The organism is Arthrobacter sp. ISL-65, assembly GCF_018613795.1.
GTDB lineage: Bacteria > Actinomycetota > Actinomycetes > Actinomycetales > Micrococcaceae > Arthrobacter.
Genome location: NZ_JAGGPN010000035.1, coordinates 42,499 through 64,211 on the forward strand (window position 1 = coordinate 42,499; position 21,713 = coordinate 64,211).

At 60.8% G+C, this 21,713-nt stretch carries 21 protein-coding genes; 12 read left to right on the plus strand and 9 right to left on the minus strand.

Annotation, left to right across the window (positions count from 1 at the left end; genetic code table 11):
• The first annotated feature begins 3 nt into the window (after positions 1-3).
• The 9 genes from J7I85_RS15065 to J7I85_RS25930 all read left to right on the plus strand — a co-directional run bounded on the left by J7I85_RS15065 (position 4) and on the right by J7I85_RS25930 (position 9,885).
• Positions 4-945 (plus strand): glycosyltransferase, encoded by a 942-nt coding sequence (locus J7I85_RS15065; RefSeq protein WP_214853076.1) that lies wholly within the window; start codon positions 4-6, stop codon positions 943-945.
• 30 nt (positions 946-975) lie between these two features.
• The gene (locus J7I85_RS15070) at positions 976-1,644 is read left to right on the plus strand and encodes a cytidylyltransferase domain-containing protein (protein WP_214853079.1); all 669 of its coding nucleotides are present in this window, start codon (positions 976-978) and stop codon (positions 1,642-1,644) included.
• The gene (locus tag J7I85_RS15075; protein ID WP_214853082.1) at positions 1,644-2,582 is read left to right on the plus strand and encodes a phosphoglycerate dehydrogenase; all 939 of its coding nucleotides are present in this window, start codon (positions 1,644-1,646) and stop codon (positions 2,580-2,582) included. Before J7I85_RS15070 ends, J7I85_RS15075 begins: the two co-directional genes overlap by 1 nt.
• Positions 2,582-3,313 (plus strand): SDR family NAD(P)-dependent oxidoreductase, encoded by a 732-nt coding sequence (locus tag J7I85_RS15080; RefSeq protein ID WP_285289593.1) that lies wholly within the window; start codon positions 2,582-2,584, stop codon positions 3,311-3,313. The genes J7I85_RS15075 and J7I85_RS15080 overlap by 1 nt, the downstream gene beginning before the upstream one ends.
• A gap of 113 nt (positions 3,314-3,426) precedes the next feature.
• A complete protein-coding gene (gene gmd / locus J7I85_RS15085) occupies positions 3,427-4,458 on the plus strand; it encodes a GDP-mannose 4,6-dehydratase (protein ID WP_214853243.1) in 1,032 nt (343 codons plus the stop codon).
• Positions 4,455-5,429: a GDP-L-fucose synthase gene (locus tag J7I85_RS15090; RefSeq protein WP_214853084.1), complete on the plus strand. Its 975-nt coding sequence runs from the start codon at positions 4,455-4,457 to the stop codon at positions 5,427-5,429. The genes gmd and J7I85_RS15090 overlap by 4 nt, the downstream gene beginning before the upstream one ends.
• A gap of 50 nt (positions 5,430-5,479) precedes the next feature.
• The gene (locus tag J7I85_RS15095) at positions 5,480-6,913 is read left to right on the plus strand and encodes a sugar transferase (protein ID WP_214853245.1); all 1,434 of its coding nucleotides are present in this window, start codon (positions 5,480-5,482) and stop codon (positions 6,911-6,913) included.
• A 313-nt stretch (positions 6,914-7,226) separates the two neighbouring features.
• The gene (locus J7I85_RS15100) at positions 7,227-9,086 is read left to right on the plus strand and encodes a DUF4012 domain-containing protein (RefSeq protein ID WP_251024392.1); all 1,860 of its coding nucleotides are present in this window, start codon (positions 7,227-7,229) and stop codon (positions 9,084-9,086) included.
• Between the two features lie 571 nt (positions 9,087-9,657).
• The gene (locus tag J7I85_RS25930; protein WP_374102477.1) at positions 9,658-9,885 is read left to right on the plus strand and encodes an LPXTG cell wall anchor domain-containing protein; all 228 of its coding nucleotides are present in this window, start codon (positions 9,658-9,660) and stop codon (positions 9,883-9,885) included.
• 143 nt (positions 9,886-10,028) lie between these two features.
• Here the strand turns inward: J7I85_RS25930 and galU are convergent, their stop codons facing one another.
• Positions 10,029-10,919: a UTP--glucose-1-phosphate uridylyltransferase GalU gene (galU, locus tag J7I85_RS15110; RefSeq protein WP_214853086.1), complete on the minus strand. Its 891-nt coding sequence runs from the start codon at positions 10,917-10,919 to the stop codon at positions 10,029-10,031.
• An 86-nt stretch (positions 10,920-11,005) separates the two neighbouring features.
• On the opposite strand from galU, the gene J7I85_RS15115 reads away from it, so the two are divergent.
• Positions 11,006-11,464: a VanZ family protein gene (locus J7I85_RS15115; protein WP_214853087.1), complete on the plus strand. Its 459-nt coding sequence runs from the start codon at positions 11,006-11,008 to the stop codon at positions 11,462-11,464.
• 48 nt (positions 11,465-11,512) lie between these two features.
• On the opposite strand, the gene J7I85_RS15120 is transcribed toward J7I85_RS15115, so the two are convergent.
• The 6 genes from J7I85_RS15120 to paaA are packed head-to-tail and all read right to left on the minus strand — an operon-like array spanning position 11,513 to position 16,442.
• Positions 11,513-12,292: an enoyl-CoA hydratase/isomerase family protein gene (locus J7I85_RS15120; protein WP_214853090.1), complete on the minus strand. Its 780-nt coding sequence runs from the start codon at positions 12,290-12,292 to the stop codon at positions 11,513-11,515.
• 41 nt (positions 12,293-12,333) lie between these two features.
• Complete coding sequence (gene paaE, locus J7I85_RS15125; protein ID WP_214853093.1) at positions 12,334-13,560, minus strand: 1,2-phenylacetyl-CoA epoxidase subunit PaaE; 1,227 nt, start codon at positions 13,558-13,560, stop codon at positions 12,334-12,336.
• 11 nt (positions 13,561-13,571) lie between these two features.
• The gene (gene paaD / locus J7I85_RS15130) at positions 13,572-14,111 is read right to left on the minus strand and encodes a 1,2-phenylacetyl-CoA epoxidase subunit PaaD (RefSeq protein ID WP_374102478.1); all 540 of its coding nucleotides are present in this window, start codon (positions 14,109-14,111) and stop codon (positions 13,572-13,574) included.
• A 5-nt stretch (positions 14,112-14,116) separates the two neighbouring features.
• Positions 14,117-15,028 carry a 1,2-phenylacetyl-CoA epoxidase subunit PaaC gene (paaC, locus tag J7I85_RS15135; protein WP_214853099.1) on the minus strand — a complete coding sequence of 304 codons (912 nt, stop codon included), beginning with the start codon at positions 15,026-15,028 and terminating at the stop codon, positions 14,117-14,119.
• Complete coding sequence (paaB, locus tag J7I85_RS15140; protein WP_214853103.1) at positions 15,025-15,414, minus strand: 1,2-phenylacetyl-CoA epoxidase subunit PaaB; 390 nt, start codon at positions 15,412-15,414, stop codon at positions 15,025-15,027. The genes paaC and paaB overlap by 4 nt, the downstream gene beginning before the upstream one ends.
• Positions 15,411-16,442, minus strand: a complete 1,032-nt coding sequence (paaA, locus tag J7I85_RS15145) for a 1,2-phenylacetyl-CoA epoxidase subunit PaaA (RefSeq protein ID WP_214853106.1) — start codon at positions 16,440-16,442, stop codon at positions 15,411-15,413. The genes paaB and paaA overlap by 4 nt, the downstream gene beginning before the upstream one ends.
• A 319-nt stretch (positions 16,443-16,761) precedes the next feature.
• On the opposite strand from paaA, the gene J7I85_RS15150 reads away from it, so the two are divergent.
• Positions 16,762-18,768 carry an acyltransferase family protein gene (locus tag J7I85_RS15150; protein ID WP_251024393.1) on the plus strand — a complete coding sequence of 669 codons (2,007 nt, stop codon included), beginning with the start codon at positions 16,762-16,764 and terminating at the stop codon, positions 18,766-18,768.
• A 38-nt stretch (positions 18,769-18,806) separates the two neighbouring features.
• Here J7I85_RS15150 and J7I85_RS15155 read toward each other — a convergent pair whose 3' ends face one another.
• Positions 18,807-19,448, minus strand: coding sequence for a hypothetical protein (locus J7I85_RS15155; RefSeq protein WP_214853108.1), 642 nt, complete (start codon positions 19,446-19,448; stop codon positions 18,807-18,809).
• A gap of 531 nt (positions 19,449-19,979) precedes the next feature.
• Here J7I85_RS15155 and J7I85_RS15160 point away from each other — a divergent pair.
• A complete protein-coding gene (locus J7I85_RS15160) occupies positions 19,980-20,843 on the plus strand; it encodes a hypothetical protein (protein ID WP_251024394.1) in 864 nt (287 codons plus the stop codon).
• 19 nt (positions 20,844-20,862) lie between these two features.
• Here J7I85_RS15160 and J7I85_RS15165 read toward each other — a convergent pair whose 3' ends face one another.
• Entirely contained in the window at positions 20,863-21,687 is an 825-nt protein-coding gene (locus J7I85_RS15165) for a helix-turn-helix transcriptional regulator (protein WP_214853114.1), read from the minus strand.
• Between the last annotated feature and the right edge of the window lie 26 nt (positions 21,688-21,713).

Sequence of the window (21,713 nt, forward strand, 5' to 3'; positions counted from 1 at the left end):
CAAATGCCATCCGTTTCAGTCGTAATCCGGGCATTCAACGAGGGCCAGCACCTTGGCAGGCTAATTTCAGGCTTGAACCAGCAGACTGTACGCCCAGATGAGATCATAGTCGTCGATTCTGGCTCAACCGACGACACCGTAAAAATCGCTCTAGATTCCGGCTGCCGCATCGTAAACATTCCCAAAGAGGAATTCTCTTTTGGCCGTTCACTAAACTATGGATGTGAAGCTGCCACCGGCGACGTACTTCTAATTGTCTCTGCCCACGTCTATCCGATTCACGACTCATATCTCGAGCACATGATCCGACCATTCGAAGATGGGGTCACCGATATTGCCTACGGCCGTCAGGTCGGTGACCATCGCACGAAGTTTTCCGAGTCGCGAATAATGCTGCAGTGGTTCCCCGAGGAAAGTATCTGGGATCAAGGACACCCATTCAGCAATAACGCGAATGCGGCCGTTCGTCGGAGCACGTGGGCAGCTCATCGCTACAACGAGGAGCTCACCGGGCTGGAGGACCTCGAATTTGCCAACCGGGTGATTGCCAAGGGCGCACGAGTCGCATATGTAGCCGAAGCATCGGTCGTCCACGTGCACGAGGAGACCTGGTCTATCATCCAAAACCGGTATCGTCGAGAGGCGATCGCGTACAAGCGCATTATGGACAAAGCCTCTATGTCGGCTGCCAAAGCTGCTGGACTTGCACTGCTGAACATCTTCGGCGACTACGTGCACGCAGCGCGCGTCGGTAGCCTGGCCTCGAACGTATTCAGCATCCCTCGATTCCGCGCCGCTCAGTTCTATGGTGCATGGGAGGGCTTTCGAAACAACGCCAATGTCAGCGAGGAACTACTGCGGCGCTTCTATTATCCAGCCGACAGCGCACAACCCGGATCTCGTGCGTCTATAGGTAACGTCATCGACTATGGTGAAATCCGCTAGAGCTTGTTTTTCGATAAAGAAGGCGTAAGTATGTCCAGAGTTGTAGCTATAGTCCCAATGCGCCATAACAGTGAGCGCGTACCGGGAAAGAATTATCGTATCCTCGGCAGCAAGCCTCTTTACCACCACATTATCGAGACGCTTTTGTCTGTCGATGAAATTGATGATGTGGTCATTGATACAGACAGTGACACAATTTTGGAGGACGCTGCAGCTTGCTTCCCACAAGTAAAGCTACTTCGCCGGCCAGAGCACCTTAGGGATGGCGAAATCCCTATGAATAAGGTTCTCTTGCATTCGCTGTCCCAGGTTGAGGCCGATGTGGTCCTGCAGACCCACTCTACGAATCCCTTCCTTTCGGGTGAAGTCCTCAGCTCTGCCTTGCGTACCTTCACGTCCGAGGCCACGGATTCGGATTCAGTCTTTGCTGTTACTCGAATCAATGCAAGATTGTGGGACAACGATGTTCGCCCGCTGAACCACGATCCCGCAGTCCTGTTGAGGACTCAGGACCTTCCTCCGGTCTTTCTGGAGAACTCCTGCTTTTACATATTTTCTCCTGATGTCCTGAGGGCTACTGGCAATCGAATCGGCACTTCGCCAATGATGATTGAGGTACCCCCCGCTGAGGCCATCGACATCGATGAAGAATCTGACTTCAGGCTGGCTGAAGCACTTGAAAGGGTGAACAAGAACTGATGGTTACCGAGCCAAAGATCCTCGTTACGTGCAAGCAAATGCAAGTCGAGTTGCCTCGTCACCAAGAACGAATCGAATCACTGGGCTACGAGTTGCTGGTGCCAGAGCTCAAAGGACAGCAGTTCAGCTCAGAAGAACTTAGTGACTTGATCCCAGGTGTTGTTGGCTTTATTGCGGGTGATGATGAGCTCGACGAAGCCTTCTTCAAGACCGCTGGTGACCTCAAGATACTGGTCCGCTGGGGCATCGGTATGGACTCTGTGGATCACCGGGCTGCAGCCGCAGCAGAAGTTGTAGTGCGCAACACCCCCGGGGTTTTCGGTGCTGAGGTAGCCGATATGGCCTTCGCCTATATCCTCAACCTTGCCCGGGGCATCAACGTCATTGACGAGTCGATTAGGTCTGGGGACTGGCCGAAGTTCGAGGGTTTCACACTGGCAGGTCAGACCATTGGCATCGTCGGGTTCGGAGCGATTGGCCGCGAGGTTGCTGCCCGTGCAGCAGGGTTCGGTATGAACGTCCTTGCATTCGACCCGTTCGTTAGCCAGGATCGAGTGCCGACCAACGTGCAGCTCTCGACCCTAGAAGCGCTTCTCTCGTCGAGCCGATTTACGGTGCTCACATGCCCGTTGACCCCGGAGACAAACCACCTAATGGACCAGAAGGCATTTGCACGTATGCCGAGTGACTCTTACCTCGTTAATGTCTCCCGCGGACCGGTTGTCGATGAAGAAGCCCTCATCCAGGTTCTGGAAACTGGTGGGATTGCTGGCGCTGGCTTGGATGTATTTGAAGTGGAGCCACTCCCGCAGAATAGCGCGCTAAGAAACTTCCCTAACGTTGTCCTGGGCTCGCACAATGGGTCCAACACCCGAGAGGGTGTCGCAAGGGCCAGCTCCAAGGCCGTGGATTTCCTACTGTCTGAACTGGGGCACTAATGTCCAACCGACAAGCGGTGATTGTTACGGGCGCCGCCGGGGGAATTGGTGCTGCGCTTACCCAGAGGATGGAAGCCGACGGGTACACCACAATTGGGATCGACCGCGTCAAGGCTTTGGACGTCCATGAATTCGTTGAAGTTGACATGTCGGATACCGCCGCTCTCCGGGAGGTGGCGCTAGACTTGGGCGCCCGGTACGAGTTGAAGGCCATAGTCCATAACGCCGCTGTGCAGCCGCTCGCAGGCGCCGGAGACACGTCGGACGGTGACTGGGCGGATGCCCTGAGGGTCAACGTTGTGGCGGTTGATGCCCTGCTTGCAGGAACACGATCATCCCTTGCGGCCAACCAGGGCTCGGTGGTTGTAATCAGCAGCGTGCATGGGCGGGCGACGACGGGCGGTATCACGGCATACGCTACGACGAAGGCCGCACTCGAAGGATGGGTTAGGTCGGCTTCGTTGGATCTCGGACCGCATATCAGGGTGAACGCGATCGCCCCTGGGGCGATTGACACGCCTAAGCTTCGCGAGGGATTTGCCCGGTGGACTGGCGCCGAAGTGGAATCTCGAAAAGAAATTCTCCGGGAGCGCACTGCACTTGCCCGTATAGGACAACCCGAGGAGGTAGCGTCAGCTGCTTCGTTCTTGATCGGCGATGATGCTGCATTTATAACCGGAATCTCGCTGCTGGTTGACGGCGGTGCCAGCGCTCGGCTTGGATCCGAGTAACAGCCAACTTCACTCGCAGCACTAGCGCGCTGCAAGTTTGCAAAGTGAATGCCATGCCTGTTAGATACAGACGTTCTTTTTTCTAATTACACAGACACACTATGGGGGTTTCAGTGCCAAAGCGCGCTCTAATTACGGGGATCACCGGCCAAGATGGCTCTTACCTGGCTGAATTGCTGCTAAGCAAGGGATACGAGGTACATGGCCTGATTCGTCGTGCCTCGACCTTCAACACCGCCAGAGTAGATCACCTGTACGTTGATCCTCACGATCCTAAAGCCCAACTCTTTCTCCATTACGGCGATCTAAGCGATGGGGCTCGTCTCGTAACGCTCCTTGCGGAGATCAAGCCGGACGAGGTCTACAATCTGGCGGCTCAGTCGCACGTTCGCGTTTCCTTCGATGAGCCTGAACACACTGGTGACACCACCGGCGTGGGCACAATCAGACTGCTCGAAGCGGTCAGGATGTCAGGCATCGAAACGAAGTTTTACCAGGCATCCTCGTCTGAAATGTTCGGCGCAACTCCACCTCCGCAGAACGAAGATACGCCGTTTTATCCTCGCTCCCCCTACGGAGCCGCGAAGGTGTACAGCTATTGGATAACAAAAAACTACCGTGAAGCCTATGGCATGTTCGCCGTCAACGGCATCCTGTTTAACCACGAATCGCCCCGTCGCGGCGAGACATTTGTGACCCGCAAAATTACCAGGGCGGTAGCAGCCATCAAGGCTGGCAAACAAGACCTCCTTTACATGGGCAATCTCGACGCGGTCCGAGACTGGGGATACGCCGCAGAATACGTCGAAGGTATGTGGCGGATGCTCCAGGTGGAAGAACCTGAGGATTTTGTCTTGGCGACTGGCGGTAATTACACCGTTCGGGATTTCTTGGAGATCGCCTTCGAGCACGCAGGCCTCAACTGGGAAGACCACGTTCGCTTCGACGAGCGCTACCTACGACCCACCGAAGTCGACGCACTGGTTGGAGATGCCTCCAAGGCTCACCAGAAACTGGGTTGGAAAGCTACTGTTCACACCCCAGAACTGGCTCGAATTATGGTGGACGCCGACATCGAAGCCCAAAAGTGTGCAGGTAGCCACTGGATCGACAAGGTAGACCTCGACAGCTGGAAGAGCCGATGACGACGAGCACGAACTTCAAGCCCGGGCGGCTTGATCGTGACTCGGCGCTCTACGTTGCTGGGCACCGAGGACTCGTAGGTTCGGCCATCTGGCGCAATCTCGAAGCTCAAGGATTCACCGGTCTTATCGGCAAGACCTCAGCAGAGCTCGATCTGAAGGACCGCGCTGCTGTCTACGAATTCTTTGCCACGTCAAAACCCCGCTATGTGGTGCTTGCCGCTGCCAAGGTGGGCGGCATATTGGCAAACAACACTTACCCAGTGGACTTCCTCAGCGAGAACCTGCAGATTCAGGTCAATGTTCTTGATGCGGCACGCGAGCACGGAGTGGAGCGACTTCTCTTTCTTGGCTCGTCGTGCATCTATCCCAAATTTGCAGCCCAGCCAATAACTGAAGATTCACTTCTTACCGGGCACTTAGAGCAGACGAACGACGCCTACGCGATCGCCAAGATCGCAGGAATCATGCAGGTCCAAGCCGTACGGCGTCAGTACGGCCTAGCATGGATTTCCGCGATGCCCACGAATCTTTATGGTCCTGGAGATAACTTTTCCAAAGATGGATCTCATGTGCTGCCTGCCCTGATTCGACGGTACGACGAAGCCGCCAAGTCCGGCGCCCCCAGCGTTACCAATTGGGGAACGGGATCACCCCGCCGAGAATTCCTTCACGTTGACGACATGGCAGCAGCCTGTCTTCATCTCTTGGAACACTTTGACGGTGACGATCAGGTGAACGTTGGGACGGGCGTTGACGTGACCATTCGAGAGCTTGCGTCCGTTGTGGCGGGGGCCGTTGGCTTCGAGGGTGACATCCAATGGGATGAATCTAAGCCTGACGGCACTCCGCGAAAACTTCTGGATGTGTCCAAGCTCGCCCGAGCTGGTTGGTCTGCTTCAATAGGGCTCGAAGAGGGCGTGCGGGAGACCGTGGACTGGTATAGGAATAACGTCGACTCGATCCGGGGTTAGTTGAATTTGTCGGGTGGGCTGCCACTATCGTGAGTGATAACGGGGGACAAGTGGGTCGGGACTCTGATTGGCGACATCGATCGTCTCGCCTCTTGCGGCTAGTGGATGCGTTTGTCGTGACTTGGGCGGTTCTCGGGGCCTACGTCATCAGATTTGGCTTTGAGCCAGGCGATGTAGGCCCCAGTCTGGATGAGGTCTATGGTTGGGTGTCGGTTGCACTTGCTATCGTCTGGTGGTTGATGCTTGGCGCTTGGAATAGCAGACAGAGTCGGATTTTGGGTGCCGGTGCCGACGAATATAAAAGGGTCGCTGCCGCTTCTCTCTGGCTTTTCGGTCTGGTTGCCATTTTTTCTTATGTACTGCGCTTTGACACCGCCCGGGGCTACGTGGGCATAGCGTTGCCCGCGGGCCTGATCGGCTTGCTCTTGGCTCGTTGGCTTGTGAGGCAGCACCTGAATGTCAGCCGACAAAATGGGCACAGCATGTCACGCCTGTTACTGCTCGGCGGGCCCAGCGCTGTCGCACACTTAGCTTCTTCCCTGGAACGCGCCAAGCATGCTGGCTATCTTCCTGTAGCGGCTTATACGCCGGGTACATTTGAGGCGACAGTCGGCTACGAACATGGACTTCCGGTACTAGGTAATAGCTCCGAAACTAGCTCCATTGTCGAAGCCATTAAACGCTGTAACGCCGACGCAGTCGCTGTTTCTGCCGGTGTCCAGCTTCATCCGCAGACTTTGCGACACCTGGGTTGGGAGCTGGCCGCACTTAACGTGGGATTGATCATGGCTCCAGCATTGACGGATATTGCGGGGCCTCGAATCCATACCCAGCCTGTGGCCGGTCTTCCTTTAATTCATGTCACCACTCCGACATTGGAGGGTGGTCAGCGAGTCGCAAAACGCCTTCTTGACATCTTGGCATCAGGCATCTTGCTCGTCCTAGCGGCTCCGACAATGCTATTGATTGCTGCCGTCATCAAGTTAGATAGCCCCGGCCCCGTCCTCTTCAAGCAGATGCGAGTTGGAATGGGTGGGCAACAGTTCGGAATGCTGAAATTTCGTTCTATGGTGGTCGACGCCGAAAGCCTACTGACTGGCCTAACTCACAAGAACGAAGGCCATGGGCTCTTGTTCAAGATGAAGCAAGATCCTCGCGTTACTAGAGCAGGCGGATTCTTGAGACGGTACAGTCTCGATGAGCTGCCACAGCTGTTCAACATATTCTCCGGTTCGATGAGTCTTGTTGGACCACGCCCTCCTCTGCCGCGCGAGGTTGAAGCGTACGAACACGACGTGCGCAGAAGACTATTGGTGAAGCCCGGCCTCACCGGCCTTTGGCAAGTCAGCGGCAGGTCGAATCTGTCCTGGCAAGATTCCGTGCGTCTTGATCTTTACTATGTGGAGAACTGGTCGCTGGCCGGCGACCTAATGATCCTGCTAAAGACAGTTCGTGCGGTCTTTTCAAGTTCGGGCGCCTACTAAGACAGCCGACGTCAACCACGCTCCGAGCGGAAGGAATTAGCCATGCGTGAGCCAGTCCCGAGCCGACCCAGCAACAATGTCCGACTCCAAAGAGTTATGTATCTCATCAACTCGACTGGAACGAAGCAGCGCACGGGGACCCTGATGCCTCATGTCTCGAAGTCATCTCTGGCAGTTTCACCCACTTCCGGAGGCTCTAAGCCCAGAGAAAAAGGAACAGGGCGACCCGCCCAGCCCCACGAAAACAATCCTGGACGAGTGGCCTACTGCCTATTGCCGACTTGTCTCGGCGGCAGGAACGGACACGATTAAAATGATCGACCCATCGAAGAAACACCTTAGAGAGCCTGCCGCAGACAATGTGAGCCCGCCTGGCAAGCCAAAACTCGTACTAGTTGTGTCGGTCATCGCATTGGCCGTGCTAATCGTCTCATGCGTCGGCTGGTTAGGTGTGCGAGCCACAATGGTGAAAGCGGAACTAGAAGGAGCTTCCCAACTGCTCCCTAAGCTAAAGGACCAACTACTCAAAGACGATACGGCTGCGGCCGCCGGGACGGTCAGTGAACTAAGAACCCACACGACCAGTGCCCGGGACATGACACGAGAGCCCCTGTGGACTCTTGCCGCTGCCCTTCCTGGACTCGGCCAGAATTTTCACGCGGCCCAAGAAGTTGCAACCTCGGCTGACGACGTCATCAGGCTCGCGGCGGGACCGCTTGTTGAAGTCTTTTCGTCAGTTGATTGGAAATCTTTGGCGCCTAGGAACTCCGGGATAGATCTCGACCCTCTCAAGAGGGCTGAGCCGAAGATCTCATCTGCTGCACACGCAATTAGACAGTCGTCGGATCGACTAAACGGAATCGACACAGAAAATCTCTTGCCGCAAGTCTCGGCGCCGCTGGTTTCAGCACGCGAGCAGTTAGCGGAGCTCCGAACAGGTCTAGACACCGCGGCCAGCGCAGCGAGCATCGTTCCAGAACTGATGGGTGCGGACGATGAGCGCCGCTACTTGCTTCTCATCCAGAACAACGCGGAAGTACGCTCGACCGGAGGAATTCCTGGAGCTCTCGCTGTTCTCCATGTCGATAGCGGAAAGCTTCGTCTCGAATCGCAGACCAGCGCTACGGCGTTGGGCCCATTCGACCCGATAATCGAAGTTGACCCGGACCAGGAGCTTATTTACACACGCCGCCTCGGTAAGTTCATGCAGGATGCCAATCTGACCCCAGATTTCCCGACTGCCGCGACGACTGCAAAGGCCATGTGGGCGGTAAGAACGGGCACTAACTTGGACGGCGTTGTTTCCATAGATCCAGTCGCTTTGAGTTACATTCTCGATGCAACAGGGCCAGTTCAGCTTAAGGACCCGCAGGTGCTGGAACTCGCCCGAAATATTCTGCCCACCAAGCTAACTGGTGACAACGTCGTTCGCACTCTACTGTCAGATGTTTACTCCAAAATTTCGGATCCGCCCTTACAGGATGCGTATTTCGCGGGTGTTGCCCACGAGATTTTTGGCGCCCTTTCTAGCGGTAAAACTGACGCAAAGGGCCTGTTAGACGGGCTGAGGCAAGCCGCGGATGAACGACGAGTTCTTGTGTGGTCGGCCCACCCTTCGGAGCAGGCAGTAATTGCTAAATATGTCCTCGGTGGTGCGATTTCGGGGGAGTCGGTCAATCCGGCCCAATTTGGCGTCTACTTCAACGACGGCACTGGCGCAAAAATGGATTACTACGTAAGAAGGACGGTCCAACTCGTCTCTGCCTGCAGTGCTAATGGATACTCCGAGATAAAAGTACGCGTGACCAGCACGAACACCGCGCCCACTGATGCAGCAACTTCGCTGCCAGAGTACGTCACCGGGGGAGGTGCATTCGGCGTTCCCGCGGGCAGCGTCCAAACAAATATCACGGCCTATGGTCCCGTCCAGTCAAACGTGGAAACAGCCGTGGTAGACGGGAAGAAAACCCCGTTTGGGTCTCAGCGCCAGAGCGGCCGACCTGTCGGTGTTCTTACCACTCGGCTTGCACCAGGCCAAACTAGCACTATCGAGTTCACATTCGGCAAGATAGTCCAGCACACGGCGCCCCAGCTTGCGGTGACTCCCACGGTCCAGGCTCTCAAAGACGTGATTTTGAAAGCACAGGCCGACGCGTGCGTTCCCGCGGCGTAGCCACGTGATTAACAGTATGTAAAGTGTTTTGATTCACTTTGGAGAGATCGCCTTTTGGGTGCTAATCTCTCTTTGGGTAACACCACGAGATTCGCCCCACGGTCACATGGGGATGGGGAATCTCCACAATCAATGTGACATCCGTGTGTTAAAAGGTCTCAGGGGGGACAAATTGAAGAAGTCTATTGCTGCGCTTGCGCTCGCAGGAACCATCGCGCTCACAGGCGCCGTTCCGGCCATGGCCACCACAAACAACTACCCGGCAACGCCCGCTAACGCAGCCGTCTCAGACGGCGTGGTTGGCCCGGGCGAATCCTTCACTTTCTCCGGCCGGGGCTTCCTGGCGGGCGAACGGCTCATCATCCGCGTAACGCCCGGCGCCCGCCCGGCATCCACCGGAGCAAGCATTGCCGGCGGAGCCAGCCGCTCAGTACCCAGCAAGATCGATGTCCTGTTGGCCGCCCAGGAGTTCAGCACGACGGCTGACGCCAACGGCGCATTCGGTTTTCCGCTTACCATCAGCGAACCTGGCGTCTACACCCTGACTGCAACCGGCGTTACTTCCGGCAAGGTGGCAACCCAGACCGTTACCGTCGAAGGTGCCGCAACGGGCGCCGGAACCGTCGCAGGTGGTACGGGCACCGATCTCTCCAACACCGGCGGCGCAGGCCTGGCCAACACCGGTGCTGACTCCAGCCTGGTTCTGTGGTCGCTGGTTGGTGGCGGTGCACTCGTCGCCGGCGCCGCTTCTGTGGTCGTTGTTCGCCGCCGCGCCAACGCTGAGGCAGCAGCAGTCTAAGCAGCAAGCTCCACGCTTCGACGAAGCGGGCCATTTCCGGAAACCTGGAAATGGCCCGCTTCTTTGTTTGAGCAAACGCGCGATGAAGATATAAGAAGCCCCGACCACCGTCGGGGCTTCTTATATCTTGGCTTTTTTCGGAACTATCCGTTAAATTCCTTCAGCCATGTCCTGAGGTCTTCGCCGAATTCGGCGCGTTCGGAGGCCAGCGTTATGACGGCCTTCAGGTAGCTCAGCTTGTCCCCTGTGTCGTAACGGCGGCCGCGGAAGACAACACCGTAAACCCCTGAGCCTTCCCCTTCCCCCGCAGCGAGTGTCTGGAGTGCATCCGTCAGCTGGATCTCGCCGCCGCGGCCGGGCTCAGTCTTTTCAAGGACATCGAACACGGCCGGGTGCAGCACGTACCGGCCGATCACTGCCAGGTTAGACGGCGCGTCGTCCACCGACGGTTTCTCCACCAAGGTGTTCACCCGAACGTAGCCCTCACCATCAACTGCGGAGATATCCGCACAGCCGTAGGCACTAATCTGGGACGGCTCCACCTCGATGAGAGCAATCACGGAACCTCCAGTCTTAGCCTGGACCTGAATCATCATGGTCAGGAGCTCGTCCCGCTCATCGATCAAGTCATCGCCGAGCAGCACCGCGAACGGCTCGTCTCCAACGTGCTGACGGCCGCAGAGGACTGCGTGCCCGAGGCCTTTGGCCTCGCCCTGCCGAACGTAGTGGATGGGTCCCAGGCCCGAAGCATGCTGGACGGCGTCGAGGCGGGCCTGGTCGCCCTTCAGCTCCAGCGTGCGCTCCAGAGCGGGCGCGCGGTCGAAGTGGTCCTCCAATGCCCGCTTGCTACGCCCGGTGATCATAAGAACGTCGTCCAGGCCGGCTTTGACAGCCTCCTCAACCACGTACTGAATGGCCGGCGCATCAACCACCGGCAGCATCTCCTTCGGCATCGCCTTGGTGGCAGGCAGGAAGCGCGTGCCCAAACCCGCGGCCGGAATAACTGCTTTACGAACTGAATTCCCCAATGTCATGATCGAACCTTACAAATTGACTTGCAGAAAGCGAAATTCCTAGCCACAGATTTCGGCACGGAACACGGGTCCCGTAGCTTATCCTCATGGGGAAATGGAGCAGAGCCGATGCCGCAGGTTCGGCGCGGGCGCTGCTGTCCCTGTACGTGGCGGCCTTGGCGTTCGTGGCGTTCTGGCCAACCCCCGTTGACCGGCCTGTTGCTGGACGCCTGCAGACCGTGCTGTTTGCCCTCCACCGCTCGGGGCTTCCCGAGCTGATCAACTACAACTTCGTAGAGTTCTCATCCAACATCCTGCTGTTTGCACCCATCGGGATCCTGGCAGCCCTCGCGTTCCCGGCTCTCCACCGGGGACGGATCGTGTTGGCTGCCTTCCTTGCTTCATGTTCCATGGAACTGGGACAGAAGCTATTCCTGCACGACCGGTTCCCCAGCGCCATGGACATTCTGGCTAATACGGCTGGGGCAATGCTGGGGGTCTGGGTGCTTGGTGTTGTTGAGGATTGGGTGCGGCGGGGCGGGTTCGACAGGGTCAGACGGCGGTGATTTCGACAAGCTCAATCAGCGGATCTCGACAAGCTGGTTTCGACAGGCTCAACCGGCGAATCTTGGCTCGCGCCTTTCTTGGAACGCCTTGAAGCCTTCTGCGTAATCTTCGCTCTTGCACAGCCTGGCCTGCTCCGCGTTTTCCTCCTGCATGGATGCCCACAGTCCCAGACGCTGGTCGCGGATGTGCGCCACCAGCTCCTTGCTGGCCTTGAACGCACCCGTCGCGCCGGTGGCCACCTTCGCCACGATGGCGCGCGTGGACTCCAACAGCTCGTCCGCCGGCAGCGCCCGGCTGAACATCCCCTGGGCAACGGCTTCGGTACCGGAGATCAGCTCCGCCGTGTAGATCAGGTCCAGCGTGCGGTGCATGCCCAGCCGCTCGGTGAAGTACCAGTGCCCGCCTGAATCGAGCGTGGCGCCCAACTTGGCGAACGGCGATCCGAACTTCGCGTTCTCCGCCACGTACACCACGTCGGTGGCCAGCAGCAGCCCGAGCCCGACGCCCAGGCACGCTCCCTGCGCCGCAGCGAAGGTCGGGGCTGGGAATGCGCTCATATTCTGCAGCAGCGGCTGCACCAGCCCGCCCAGGTACGCCTCGGCGTCGTCGCTCTCCGGCGTGACTCCAGCGATGTCCCGGCCCGCACAAAAGGCGCGGCCCTCTCCCCTCAGCAGCAGCGCCCGCACCTCACCGCGCGAGGCGGCCGCAGCGGCATCGTCGTACGCCTGCGACAGATCCGCCAGCGCCTGCTCTTCCAGCGAGTTCAGCTTCTGCGGCGCGTTGAGGACGACTTCGGCGACGCCGTCGGCGATGGAGAGGGAGATCATTGGTTCCTTCTTTCCGGGGCAACAGGCTCAACCAGCGGGTCCTAGACGTCGAAGTCGACTGTTACTTCTTTGCTCGTGGGGTGAGACTGGCAGGTTAGGACGTAGCCCTTGTCCAGCTCATCCTGCTCCAGCGCGTAGTTTTCGTCCATGGTCACGGTGCCGGTGACCACCTTGGCGCGGCAGGTGCCGCACACTCCCCCGGCGCACGCGAACGGCACGTCCGGGCGGACCCGCAGCGCGGCGTTGAGGATGGACTCGCGGGCGTGCGTGGGGCTGGCCACGTCGCCCTGCAGGCCGTCCAGCTTGAAGGTGATCTTGTACGTTTCTTTGGACTCGTCCTCCACGACGGGACGGCCGGCGTTGCCTTCGGGCCGGTCCGGCTTGCCGGAGGTGAACAGCTCGAACCGGACGTGCTCCGGCTTCACGCCGCGCTCGGCCAGGGTGTCCCGGCACAGCTGCACCAGCTCGAACGGCCCGCACAGGAACCACTCGTCCACGTCGTCCGCGTGGATGGCGGTGCCCAGCAGCGCCTGCAGCTTCTCGGCGTCGATCCGTCCGCTCAGCAGCGGCGCGATCCGCTGCTCGCGGGACAGCACGTGGTGCAGCGCAAGGCGCTGCGGATACTTGTCCTTCAGGTCCGCGAGCTCCTCCAGGAACATCACGTCCATGGCGGCCTTGTTGGCGTAGATCAGGTCGAACCGGGTGTCCGGGTTGGCGGCCAGCAGCGTGCGGGCGATCGCGATCACCGGCGTGATGCCCGAGCCCGCGGCGATGGCCACGAAGCTCCCCGGCTCCCCCGCCAGGTCCTCCGGGTGGTTCATCGAGTTCATGACGTTCTGGTCCACGGCCTGCCCGTCCCGGCCGTGCTTGGAGACGAACGCGCCCATGGGACTCATCACCTCCAGGGTGTCCCCCGCCTTCAGCTCGGCGTTGGCCCACGTGGAGAACAGCCCGCCCAGGTCCTTCTTGATGGCCACCCGGATCTCGCTGCTGCCGTCCGCGAAGCTGCGCGGCTCGGCACAGATCGAGTAGCTGCGGCGGATCTCCTTCGGCTCGCCGGCCTCGTCCGGGAGCGTGGTGCGCAGGGCCACGTACTGGCCCGGCAGGTAGTCGAACTGCCCGGCCAGCCCGGCCGGAACCGCGAAGGTCACCTCGATGGCGTCCTCCGTCAGCCGGCGGACCTCCGCGACGGTGAGGGAATGGAAGGACGGACGACGGCGGCCGGTGGCCTGCGCCGATTCGGCTGCGCTCTGGCGGACAACGGGCATGGGCTTTTTCCTTACAGGACTTTGAAGTAGTCGAACGGTTCCTTGCAGTCCTGGCACACGTACAGGGCCTTGCAGGAGGTGGAACCGAAGCGGGTGAGTTCCTTGGTGTTCAGCGACGAGCACTGCGGGCATTTCACGGCCAGGCTCAGCCGGATGGGGCCGGAGTGTCCGCCGGCAGCGGCCCGGCCGCTGGGAGGGGCGATGCCGTATTCCTGCAGCTTGGCCTTGCCGGACTCGGTCATCCAGTCCGTGGTCCAGGCCGGGGCGAGCACCAGCTCCACGTGCACGCTGGGGTAGTCCTCCTTGTGGAAGGCGGCCTTGAGGTCGTCCCGGATGGCGTCCATTGCCGGGCAGCCCGAGTACGTGGGTGTGATGGTGACCTGGACGGCGGGCACCGTCCCGCCGTCGTCGAACAGCCGCACCGCGCGGAGGATGCCCAGGTCCTCGATGGTGAGGACCGGGATCTCCGGGTCGCACACCGTGGCGGCGACGGCCCAGGCCTTCTGGTCAGCAGTGACTCCGGTCTTGGTCTCGGAGTCCGAGATGTACACGGCAGTCACCAGCTGGCCCCGGGATGCTCGCGGGCCAGCACCTGCATCTCGGCGAGGACGTAGCCCAGGTGTTCCGAGTGCTGGCCGCGGCGGCCGCCGCCCGGGGCGAACGGCACCTCCGGCACCTCCAGCTCCGCTTCTTGAAATACTTCGCCGGTGAGGCGGTCAAAGTCCGCCTTCAGGCTGGAAGGCTCGACGGCGGCACCGGCCTCCGCGAGGCGGGTGGTCAGCTCGTCATCCACGAACAGCTCCCCCACGTACGGCCAGATGATCTTGAAGCCGTCGATCATGCGGCGGCGGGACTCGTCCGTCCCGCCCACCAGGCGGAGCACCCACTGGGCGCTGTGGTCGCGGTGGTAGTCCACTTCCTTCACGGCCTTGGCGGCGATCGCGGCGAGCGTGGCGTCCGTGGACTCGGTGAGCCGGCGGTACAGCTCGAACTGGTAGTAGCTCACCACGAACTGCCGGGCGATGGTGACGGCGAAGTCCCCGTTGGGCTGCTCGAACAGGTGGGCGGAGCGGAACTCGTGCTCGCGGCGGAAGTAGGCGAGGTCATCCTCGGTTTTGTCGTTGAGGCCGGCGGCGTAGCTGAGGAAGGACCGGGCGTGGCCCAGCTGGTCCAGGGCGATGTTGCCCAGGGCCACGTCCTCTTCAAGTTCTGGGGCACGGGAGATCCAGTGGCCCAGGCGCTGCGCCAGGATCAGGGCGTCGTCGCCCAGGCGCAGCGCGTACTCGGCCACGTCCTCGGTGGGTTTGGCCAGGCCGGTGCGGACCTCGAGCGCGATGTCCTCCGGGCGGAGCGCGTTGCCGGGGGTGATGCGGGTGGCGCTGGCCGACGAGTCACCGCTGCCTGCTACTCCAACGGAGATGTCGCCGTGGCCGGTGGTTTCTGTCTGTTCTGTCTGCTCGGGAGTCACAGGTGCTTCACTCCTTCGCTCTTGGTGTAGTACGTGGCGTGCCGGTAGTCCTTGCCCTGCGGCGACTCGAAGAAGGCGCCCTTGGCGTCCGGGTCGCTGGAGGCGATGGCGTCCGCCGGGACCACCCAGATTGACACGCCCTCGTTGCGGCGGGTGTAGAGGTCGCGGGCGTTGCGCAGGGCCATGGCGGCGTCCGGCGCGTGCAGGGAGCCGGCATGCACGTGGGACAGGCCGCGGCTGGACCTGACGAAGACCTCCCACAGGCCCCACGCGTTGCGGCCGGCGGCTCCGCCTTCAGTGTGTGACTCGACAGGGACCTTGGCAGCAGAGCTTTCCACTGCTCCGGCGGAGCTGGCCGGTACTTCCGGGTTGCCGTGAGGGCTCATGCTGCGTATTCCTTCTGTGCGTTCTTGCGTGCCTGTTTTGCCGCATAACTGGCGGCTGCCTCGCGGACCCAGGCGCCGTCGTCGTGCGCTTCCCGGCGGCGCTCAAGCCGCTGCGAGTTGCAGGGGCCGCGTCCGGCCAGGACTTCCTTGAATTCGTTCCAGTCCAGCGGGCCGTGTTCCCACTTCTTGGTGTCCTCGTTGAAGCGGACTTCGCTGTCCGGGAGGGTGAGGCCCAGGACCCTGACCTGCTCCACCATCATTCCGACGAAGCGGCTGCGCAGCTCGTCGTTGCTGAAGCGCTTGATGTTCCAGGCCATGGACTGCTTGGAGTTGGGGGAATCGTCGTCCGGCGGGCCGAACATCATCAGGGCCGGAGCGTACCAGCGGTTCACGGCGTCCTGTGCCATCTGCTTCTGCGCGGGCGTTCCGTTGGAGAGTTCCAGCAGGATCTCGAAGCCCTGGCGCTGGTGGAAAGACTCCTCCTTGCAGATGCGCACCATGGCCCGGCCGTAGGGGCCGTAAGAGGCGCGGCACAGCGGCACCTGGTTGCAGATGGCGGCGCCGTCCACCAGCCAGCCGATGGCACCCATGTCCGCCCAGGTCAGTGCCGGGTAGTTGAAGATCGAGGAGTAGCGGGCCTTGCCGGCGATGAGATCGTCCATCATCTGGTCGCGGGACTGGCCCAGCGTCTCCGCGGCCGAGTAGAGGTACAGCCCGTGGCCGGCCTCATCCTGGACCTTGGCCATGAGGATGGCCTTGCGCTTCAGGCTGGGGGCCCGGCTGATCCAGTTGGCCTCCGGCTGCATGCCGATGATCTCCGAGTGCGCGTGCTGCGAGATCTGGCGCAGGAGGGTCTTGCGGTAGGCGGCCGGCATCCAGTCCTTGGGCTCAATCCGTGAGTCGTCGGCCATGACGCGGTCAAAATACGCCTGGCCGTCGGCCTCCCGCTGGTCCTGGCCTTTTGTTGCGTTGGCTTCCTGGGGGGCTGCCGGCTGGTCAGGCACTGACTGCAGATTCTGCGCTGCCATGGTTGCTCCTATGCATTCACGTCCGTACTCGGATTATTTACCGACCGTTCGTTCAGGATATGCGGAAGCGGCGAAGGGCGTCAAGCAAACTGCCAAGTGCAAGGGGCCCCCAGCTGTGGCGCGGGATTGCTTGCAGCAGCTCTGTTCGTAGTCAGCAGGTCCCGACTCTTCGGGGCTCTTGCATTTTCAGGGGGCGCGGCCAGCGACGGTAACATAGGGTGCGCCCGAGGCAGGGCGCCAGCCCCGAAAGGTACACGTGACGACCGTCGAATCCCCCGTACCAACCAGGCGTCTCCGCCGAAGGGCTGAGGCCTCGAAGTTGGAGAAGTCGTTCCGGCCGGAAATTCAGGGACTTCGCTCGTTGGCCGTGCTGATGGTGGTCGCTTACCACGTGTGGTTTGGCAGGGTTTCCGGTGGCGTGGACGTGTTCCTGATGATCTCGGCGTTCTTGATGACGCTGCAGTTCACAAACAAATTCGACCGAAAAACGCCCGTAGATCTCCTCCGCCACTGGCTTCACCTGTTCAGGCGTCTTCTTCCTCCGTCAGCCGTCGTTATCGCCGCAACCTTGCTGGCAACGTTCCTTTTCGTCCCGAAGACCCGCTGGACGGCCATCATCGAGCAGGGCTGGGCTTCCCTTCTGTACTACCAAAACTTTCTGCTGAAGGCTCAGGCCGTGGACTATTACGCCGGGGACCACAGCCAGGCCAGCCCGTTTCAGCACTTCTGGTCGCTTTCCATCCAGGGCCAGATCTTTATCTTGTGGCCGCTCATTTTCGTCGCCGCAGCCCTCCTCGCCAGGGGCTTCAGACTCCGGTACCGCGGACTGCTGCTGTACATTTTCGGCGCCGTGTTCGCGGTGTCCCTGACCTTTTCGGTCTACCACACGGCTACCAACCAAACGCAGGCCTATTTCGACACGGGGACGCGGCTGTGGGAGTTCGCGCTGGGCTCCCTCGTGGCGCTGGTGCTGCCCGCGCTGAACGTGTCACGGCAAAGCCGGGTTTGGCTGGGCTGGACGGGTGTGGCCGCAATGCTCGCCTGTGGCCTCGTGCTCAACGTTGAAACGGCGTTCCCGGGCTTCATTGCTCTGTGGCCCATCCTGGCGGCCTCTGCTGTCATCGTCGCGGGGCAGACCGGCAGCCGTTACGGAGTTGACCGGCTCTTGAGCTTCGGCCCCTTGGTGAAGTTGGGCGACAATTCATTTGCGCTGTACCTGTGGCACTGGCCGGTCCTGGTGATCTATTTGATTTGGTCGGGCAAGGACCACGCGGGCTGGTTGTCAGGCACAGCGGTGGTGGCAGCATCCTTGTTGCTCGCCGTGCTTACTACGCGGTTCATCGAGAAGCCTTGGCGTCAATGGGCATGGCCAGACGCTAGGCGGCGCCGTGCCATCGTCGCCGTGCTGGCTGCCGGGACCATCGCCGTTGTGCCCCTGAGCGGCTGGAAGTACGTGCTTGACCAGGAGAACCGCACCCTTGTACTCAAGGCCGAACAGAATAACCCTGGCTCCAAGGCGCTGGCGCCCGGTTTCATTGATAAAGCTGATGCAGACGCAGGGGTACTGCCCACGGCCGACCGGCTCAGCAAGGACTTCGCTTCACTTGATGGACCGTGCGAGGGTCCTCTGGCCCCCGGCCCCGGGCTTCTTGAGAAGGCCTGCGGGCAAACGAAGGGACCGGAGAAGCCGGCCAAGAAAATCCTGGTGCTCGGCAATTCCCACGCCGAGCAATGGATGGCGGCGCTGGCACCCGTAGCGAAGAAGAACAACTGGCTGCTTTACTACGTTCTAAAGGGCGGCTGCGTGTACGCCCCGCCTGCCTCTGGGCTGGCAGTTGAGTGTGAACCATTCAATCGTGAGGTGGACAAGTACGTCGCTCAAACTAAGCCCGATGCCATCGTAACGGTAGCGACGGCGGCGAGCCCTTCTTCTCCTGCCGAGCGCCTCGCGCCAGGCTTTGAGCAACTGGCCCGACAGTTCACAGCCGACGGTATCGACGTGGTGGGCATCCGTGACAACCCGCGCTTCAAACAGAACATGGCCGAATGTGTCATGTCGAAGGGCGCCAGCGACCCGGCATGCAATCCGGCAAGGGAATCAGTCCTCCCCGAAACCCCAGCTTTCAGCCCGCTGATAGGAAAAATTGCCGGCCTCTCCCTGCTCGACATGACGGACAGGCTGTGCACGGAGACTTCCTGCCCGGCCCAGGTGGGCAACATGTTCGTCTACCTGGACGATAACCACCTCAGTGCAACATACGCGAAGACCATGGCGGATGTTCTTGAAAGCCGCCTCCTCGCCGCGACCGGTTGGCACGGACGGTAGCGCCCTGCTGACCACCCGCCGGGGAGCGCCCAACAGCGCTACTTCGCGGGGCGGGTAACCGTCTTCTCTTTGCTTCGCACCGAGCCGGCCGTCCCGGAGAGCGACGAAGTATTCGGCGAAAGGACTTCTTGAGTCCCAAGGGTCACCGTGCCGGCGGCAGAGACGGGCCGGCTCTTGGTACCTTCCGACGATTCAAAGCGGATGCCCTCGGAACGGGATTTGGACTCTTCAAATGTCTTCGTCGCATGAGCGGTAGCCCGGAAGGACACGTCGGCCGTGATCGCCGAAACTACCGGGTTCTCGGCGTCGGCATAGTTCGTGAATTCCATGGACATCGTCAGGCGCCCTTTAGACAGCCCGTTCGGAACGGACAGGTTCAGGGTAGTCGTATCCCCGGACCCGTCTATCAGTGTCACGAGTGTGCAGGTGTTAACCTGCGTGACAGACACAAAGCCCAGCTTCTCGGGCGGAGTCGCTCCGCGGGCGGTGAAGACGCTGCCGAACACGCTGACGTTCGTCTGTATGCACCCGTCCGTGCGGACGAATTCCGCGGTCACTCCCGCTCCTCTCATCTCGGTTTTGGTACTGACGCGCTCCGCTGCCGTGCTCGGTCCGGCGCCAGCGAGTTGAACGAAGAGTGTTCCGGCCAGTGCCAGTACTCCGAGTGCTGTCTTTTTCATGGCGCCTCTCTCTTTCGTAGGGCCGCGAGTCCGCAGGGTCACCGGATCGTATGAGCTTGAGGTTGGAAAAACAGTGGAACGGTCCGGACTCGAGCGCCCGGTGGCGCCTTTGATTCCCAAGGTGCTCCACGCTGATTCCAAGGACGCGGACTGACAATTCCGATTGGGACGGCGGTGGCCGTTGGTTCACCCTCCGGAACTGGTTACCTAACCCAGTCCGCCGCCGGTCCCGCCAAGCGCGAATAGGAGGTATGGGGCGACACGGACCACGCAGTACCCCACCGCGAACAGGAACGCGGGCTGACCAGAAAGGAGGCGCGCGCCCCCATGCGTCGCAATCGTGTTATCGCTGGAACGTCCGCTTTCCTCTTAGGAATCACTGGCCTTTGGGTCGCGTCCCTCGCTATCGGCGGTGGGAACACTGCTGAGGACGTGCCGCAACCAACTACGACTCCCACTGCGCCACCCCCACCGTCCCCCCGCAAGCCGAGGACACCTGCGCCTGATGTCCGGATCGCTGCTGTCGGTGACATGAACGGCGTCAGGACCATTGACCCTGATAGCCCGTCCGGTCGAAACGGTGCGGCGATCACCCGGCTCGTGCAGAAGAACGAGATTGACGCCTTCCTGGGGCTCGGGGACTTCCAGTACGCCACCCCGCACTGCGCTGACTACGTGAAGTACTGGACGCCGCTGTGGGGTGGCACCAAGCCCAAGTTGTACTGGGTGTCCGCCCCCAACCACGACTGGGAACCAGGCCGTAACGAAGACCTCGACAACTTCATGAACGGCCAATGCCCGGGTGCCCCCGCGAAGGCGGCGATCAACCGGCAGCTTGGGTTCATCGGGAACGGGGATCCGTACTCGAAGGACTTCGGGAACTGGCACTTCGTGTTCCTGTCGTCCGCGTTCTGGCGGTACGACCCCGAGCACGCCGAGGCGTTGACGACGTGGCTGGACGACAACCTCACTGCTGCTCAGGCGGCGGGCAAGTACCTGGCAGTCGTCTACCACGAACCGTACTTCACGTCGAACACGGACGAACACGAGCGGGCCGATGACCACAAGCCGTGGATCGACGTGATGTATAAGCACCGGGTCCGTCTGACGCTGTCAGGGTCACAACACAACTACGAACGCACATGTCCGGTGAACAACGAGGACCAGTGCGTCAGCGACGGTATGACAGCGTTCCAGGTATCCACGGGAGGTATCGGCCTCCGCCCCTTCACGAACAGTCCGTCGTACATCGTGAAGCGGTTCAGCGACACCCACGGTTTCCTTCGGATGACACTCAAAGACAACGGGTCTTTCACCTGGAACTTCGTTCCAACATCGGGCCCGGGCAAGGACGCAGGAACGCGTCCCGCACCGGAGCCCTCTGCCGACGGATAGAGGATTTCGACGGGGTCAATTACCGGGCCCTACGGATTTCGACAGGCTCAATCACCGGGTCCCCGGCAACCATCCGCCGGTACGTGCTCGGTGTGAAACCCAGGTACTTCTGAAAGTCATTCGTCAGGTGTGCGTGGTCGGCGTACCCAAGCTCGGCCGCTATCGCGGCCAGATCCGCTGAAGCATCCAGGCGCGTCCGCTCGGCAGCATCCTGAAGGCGCCGACGGCGGATCAGCGCGGCAGGGCTGAGGCCGATGTACTTCCTGGCCACACGCTGCAGGGTCCGCTGTGAGACCGCCAGCGCAGACGCCGCATCCTCGACCCGGACTACAGAGGGGTCAGAACCAATGACGTCCATCAGCCGGTTGGCCAGCAGCGCCTCCTCGGACACCGCAGGCCCTGCAAAGCAAGCCAGCCACCCCGCAAAGGCATCCACTGCCCGCTCGCGGCGAGTATCGCCGTCGTGCGTGTCCATGACCTCCGAGGCGGAGAGATGCAGCCCTTCCGCGGCAACTGCCACTTCCGTGTCCCGCAGGCTGGAGGGACAGTCGGTGAACAGCGGCACGGCCGCCGGCCGGAGCAACGCACCAACCGCCCAGCCCCGTCCAGTCAAATCCCGATGGGCCGCCCGGGTAGTTGGGCCGGAGAAGACCACGCCACCACGCTGCACCACGAGGTTGGAGCCGGGGTACGCGATCAGGTGCTGGCGGGACGTGCGGCCCGGCTCGATGTCCCACTCGGGAAGCCAGAACCACTGGACCAGTTCCGCCACCGAGGGCGGCGCCGGAAGGCGGTGAAAACTGGGCAGCCGGGCCGGGTACAGGATCCCTTTGAAACTCTCCATCGGTCCCTTCAGACTGTCGCGAATCT

Bases quoted from the DNA above. Each gene is read 5' to 3' on its own strand.
- J7I85_RS15165 (WP_214853114.1), bottom strand. From the start codon at position 21,687: ATGGAGAGTTTCAAAGGGATCCTGTACCCGGCCCGGCTGCCCAGTTTT.
- J7I85_RS15075 (WP_214853082.1), top strand. From the start codon at position 1,644: ATGGTTACCGAGCCAAAGATCCTCGTTACGTGCAAGCAAATGCAAGTC.
- J7I85_RS15115 (WP_214853087.1), top strand. From the start codon at position 11,006: ATGGGGAAATGGAGCAGAGCCGATGCCGCAGGTTCGGCGCGGGCGCTG.
- paaE (WP_214853093.1), bottom strand. From the start codon at position 13,560: ATGCCCGTTGTCCGCCAGAGCGCAGCCGAATCGGCGCAGGCCACCGGC.
- paaA (WP_214853106.1), bottom strand. From the start codon at position 16,442: ATGGCAGCGCAGAATCTGCAGTCAGTGCCTGACCAGCCGGCAGCCCCC.
- J7I85_RS15155 (WP_214853108.1), bottom strand. From the start codon at position 19,448: ATGAAAAAGACAGCACTCGGAGTACTGGCACTGGCCGGAACACTCTTC.
- J7I85_RS15065 (WP_214853076.1), top strand. From the start codon at position 4: ATGCCATCCGTTTCAGTCGTAATCCGGGCATTCAACGAGGGCCAGCAC.
- J7I85_RS15080 (WP_285289593.1), top strand. From the start codon at position 2,582: ATGTCCAACCGACAAGCGGTGATTGTTACGGGCGCCGCCGGGGGAATT.
- J7I85_RS15120 (WP_214853090.1), bottom strand. From the start codon at position 12,292: ATGATCTCCCTCTCCATCGCCGACGGCGTCGCCGAAGTCGTCCTCAAC.
- J7I85_RS15070 (WP_214853079.1), top strand. From the start codon at position 976: ATGTCCAGAGTTGTAGCTATAGTCCCAATGCGCCATAACAGTGAGCGC.
- J7I85_RS15160 (WP_251024394.1), top strand. From the start codon at position 19,980: ATGAACGGCGTCAGGACCATTGACCCTGATAGCCCGTCCGGTCGAAAC.
- paaB (WP_214853103.1), bottom strand. From the start codon at position 15,414: ATGAGCCCTCACGGCAACCCGGAAGTACCGGCCAGCTCCGCCGGAGCA.
- J7I85_RS15090 (WP_214853084.1), top strand. From the start codon at position 4,455: ATGACGACGAGCACGAACTTCAAGCCCGGGCGGCTTGATCGTGACTCG.
- J7I85_RS15100 (WP_251024392.1), top strand. From the start codon at position 7,227: ATGATCGACCCATCGAAGAAACACCTTAGAGAGCCTGCCGCAGACAAT.
- galU (WP_214853086.1), bottom strand. From the start codon at position 10,919: ATGACATTGGGGAATTCAGTTCGTAAAGCAGTTATTCCGGCCGCGGGT.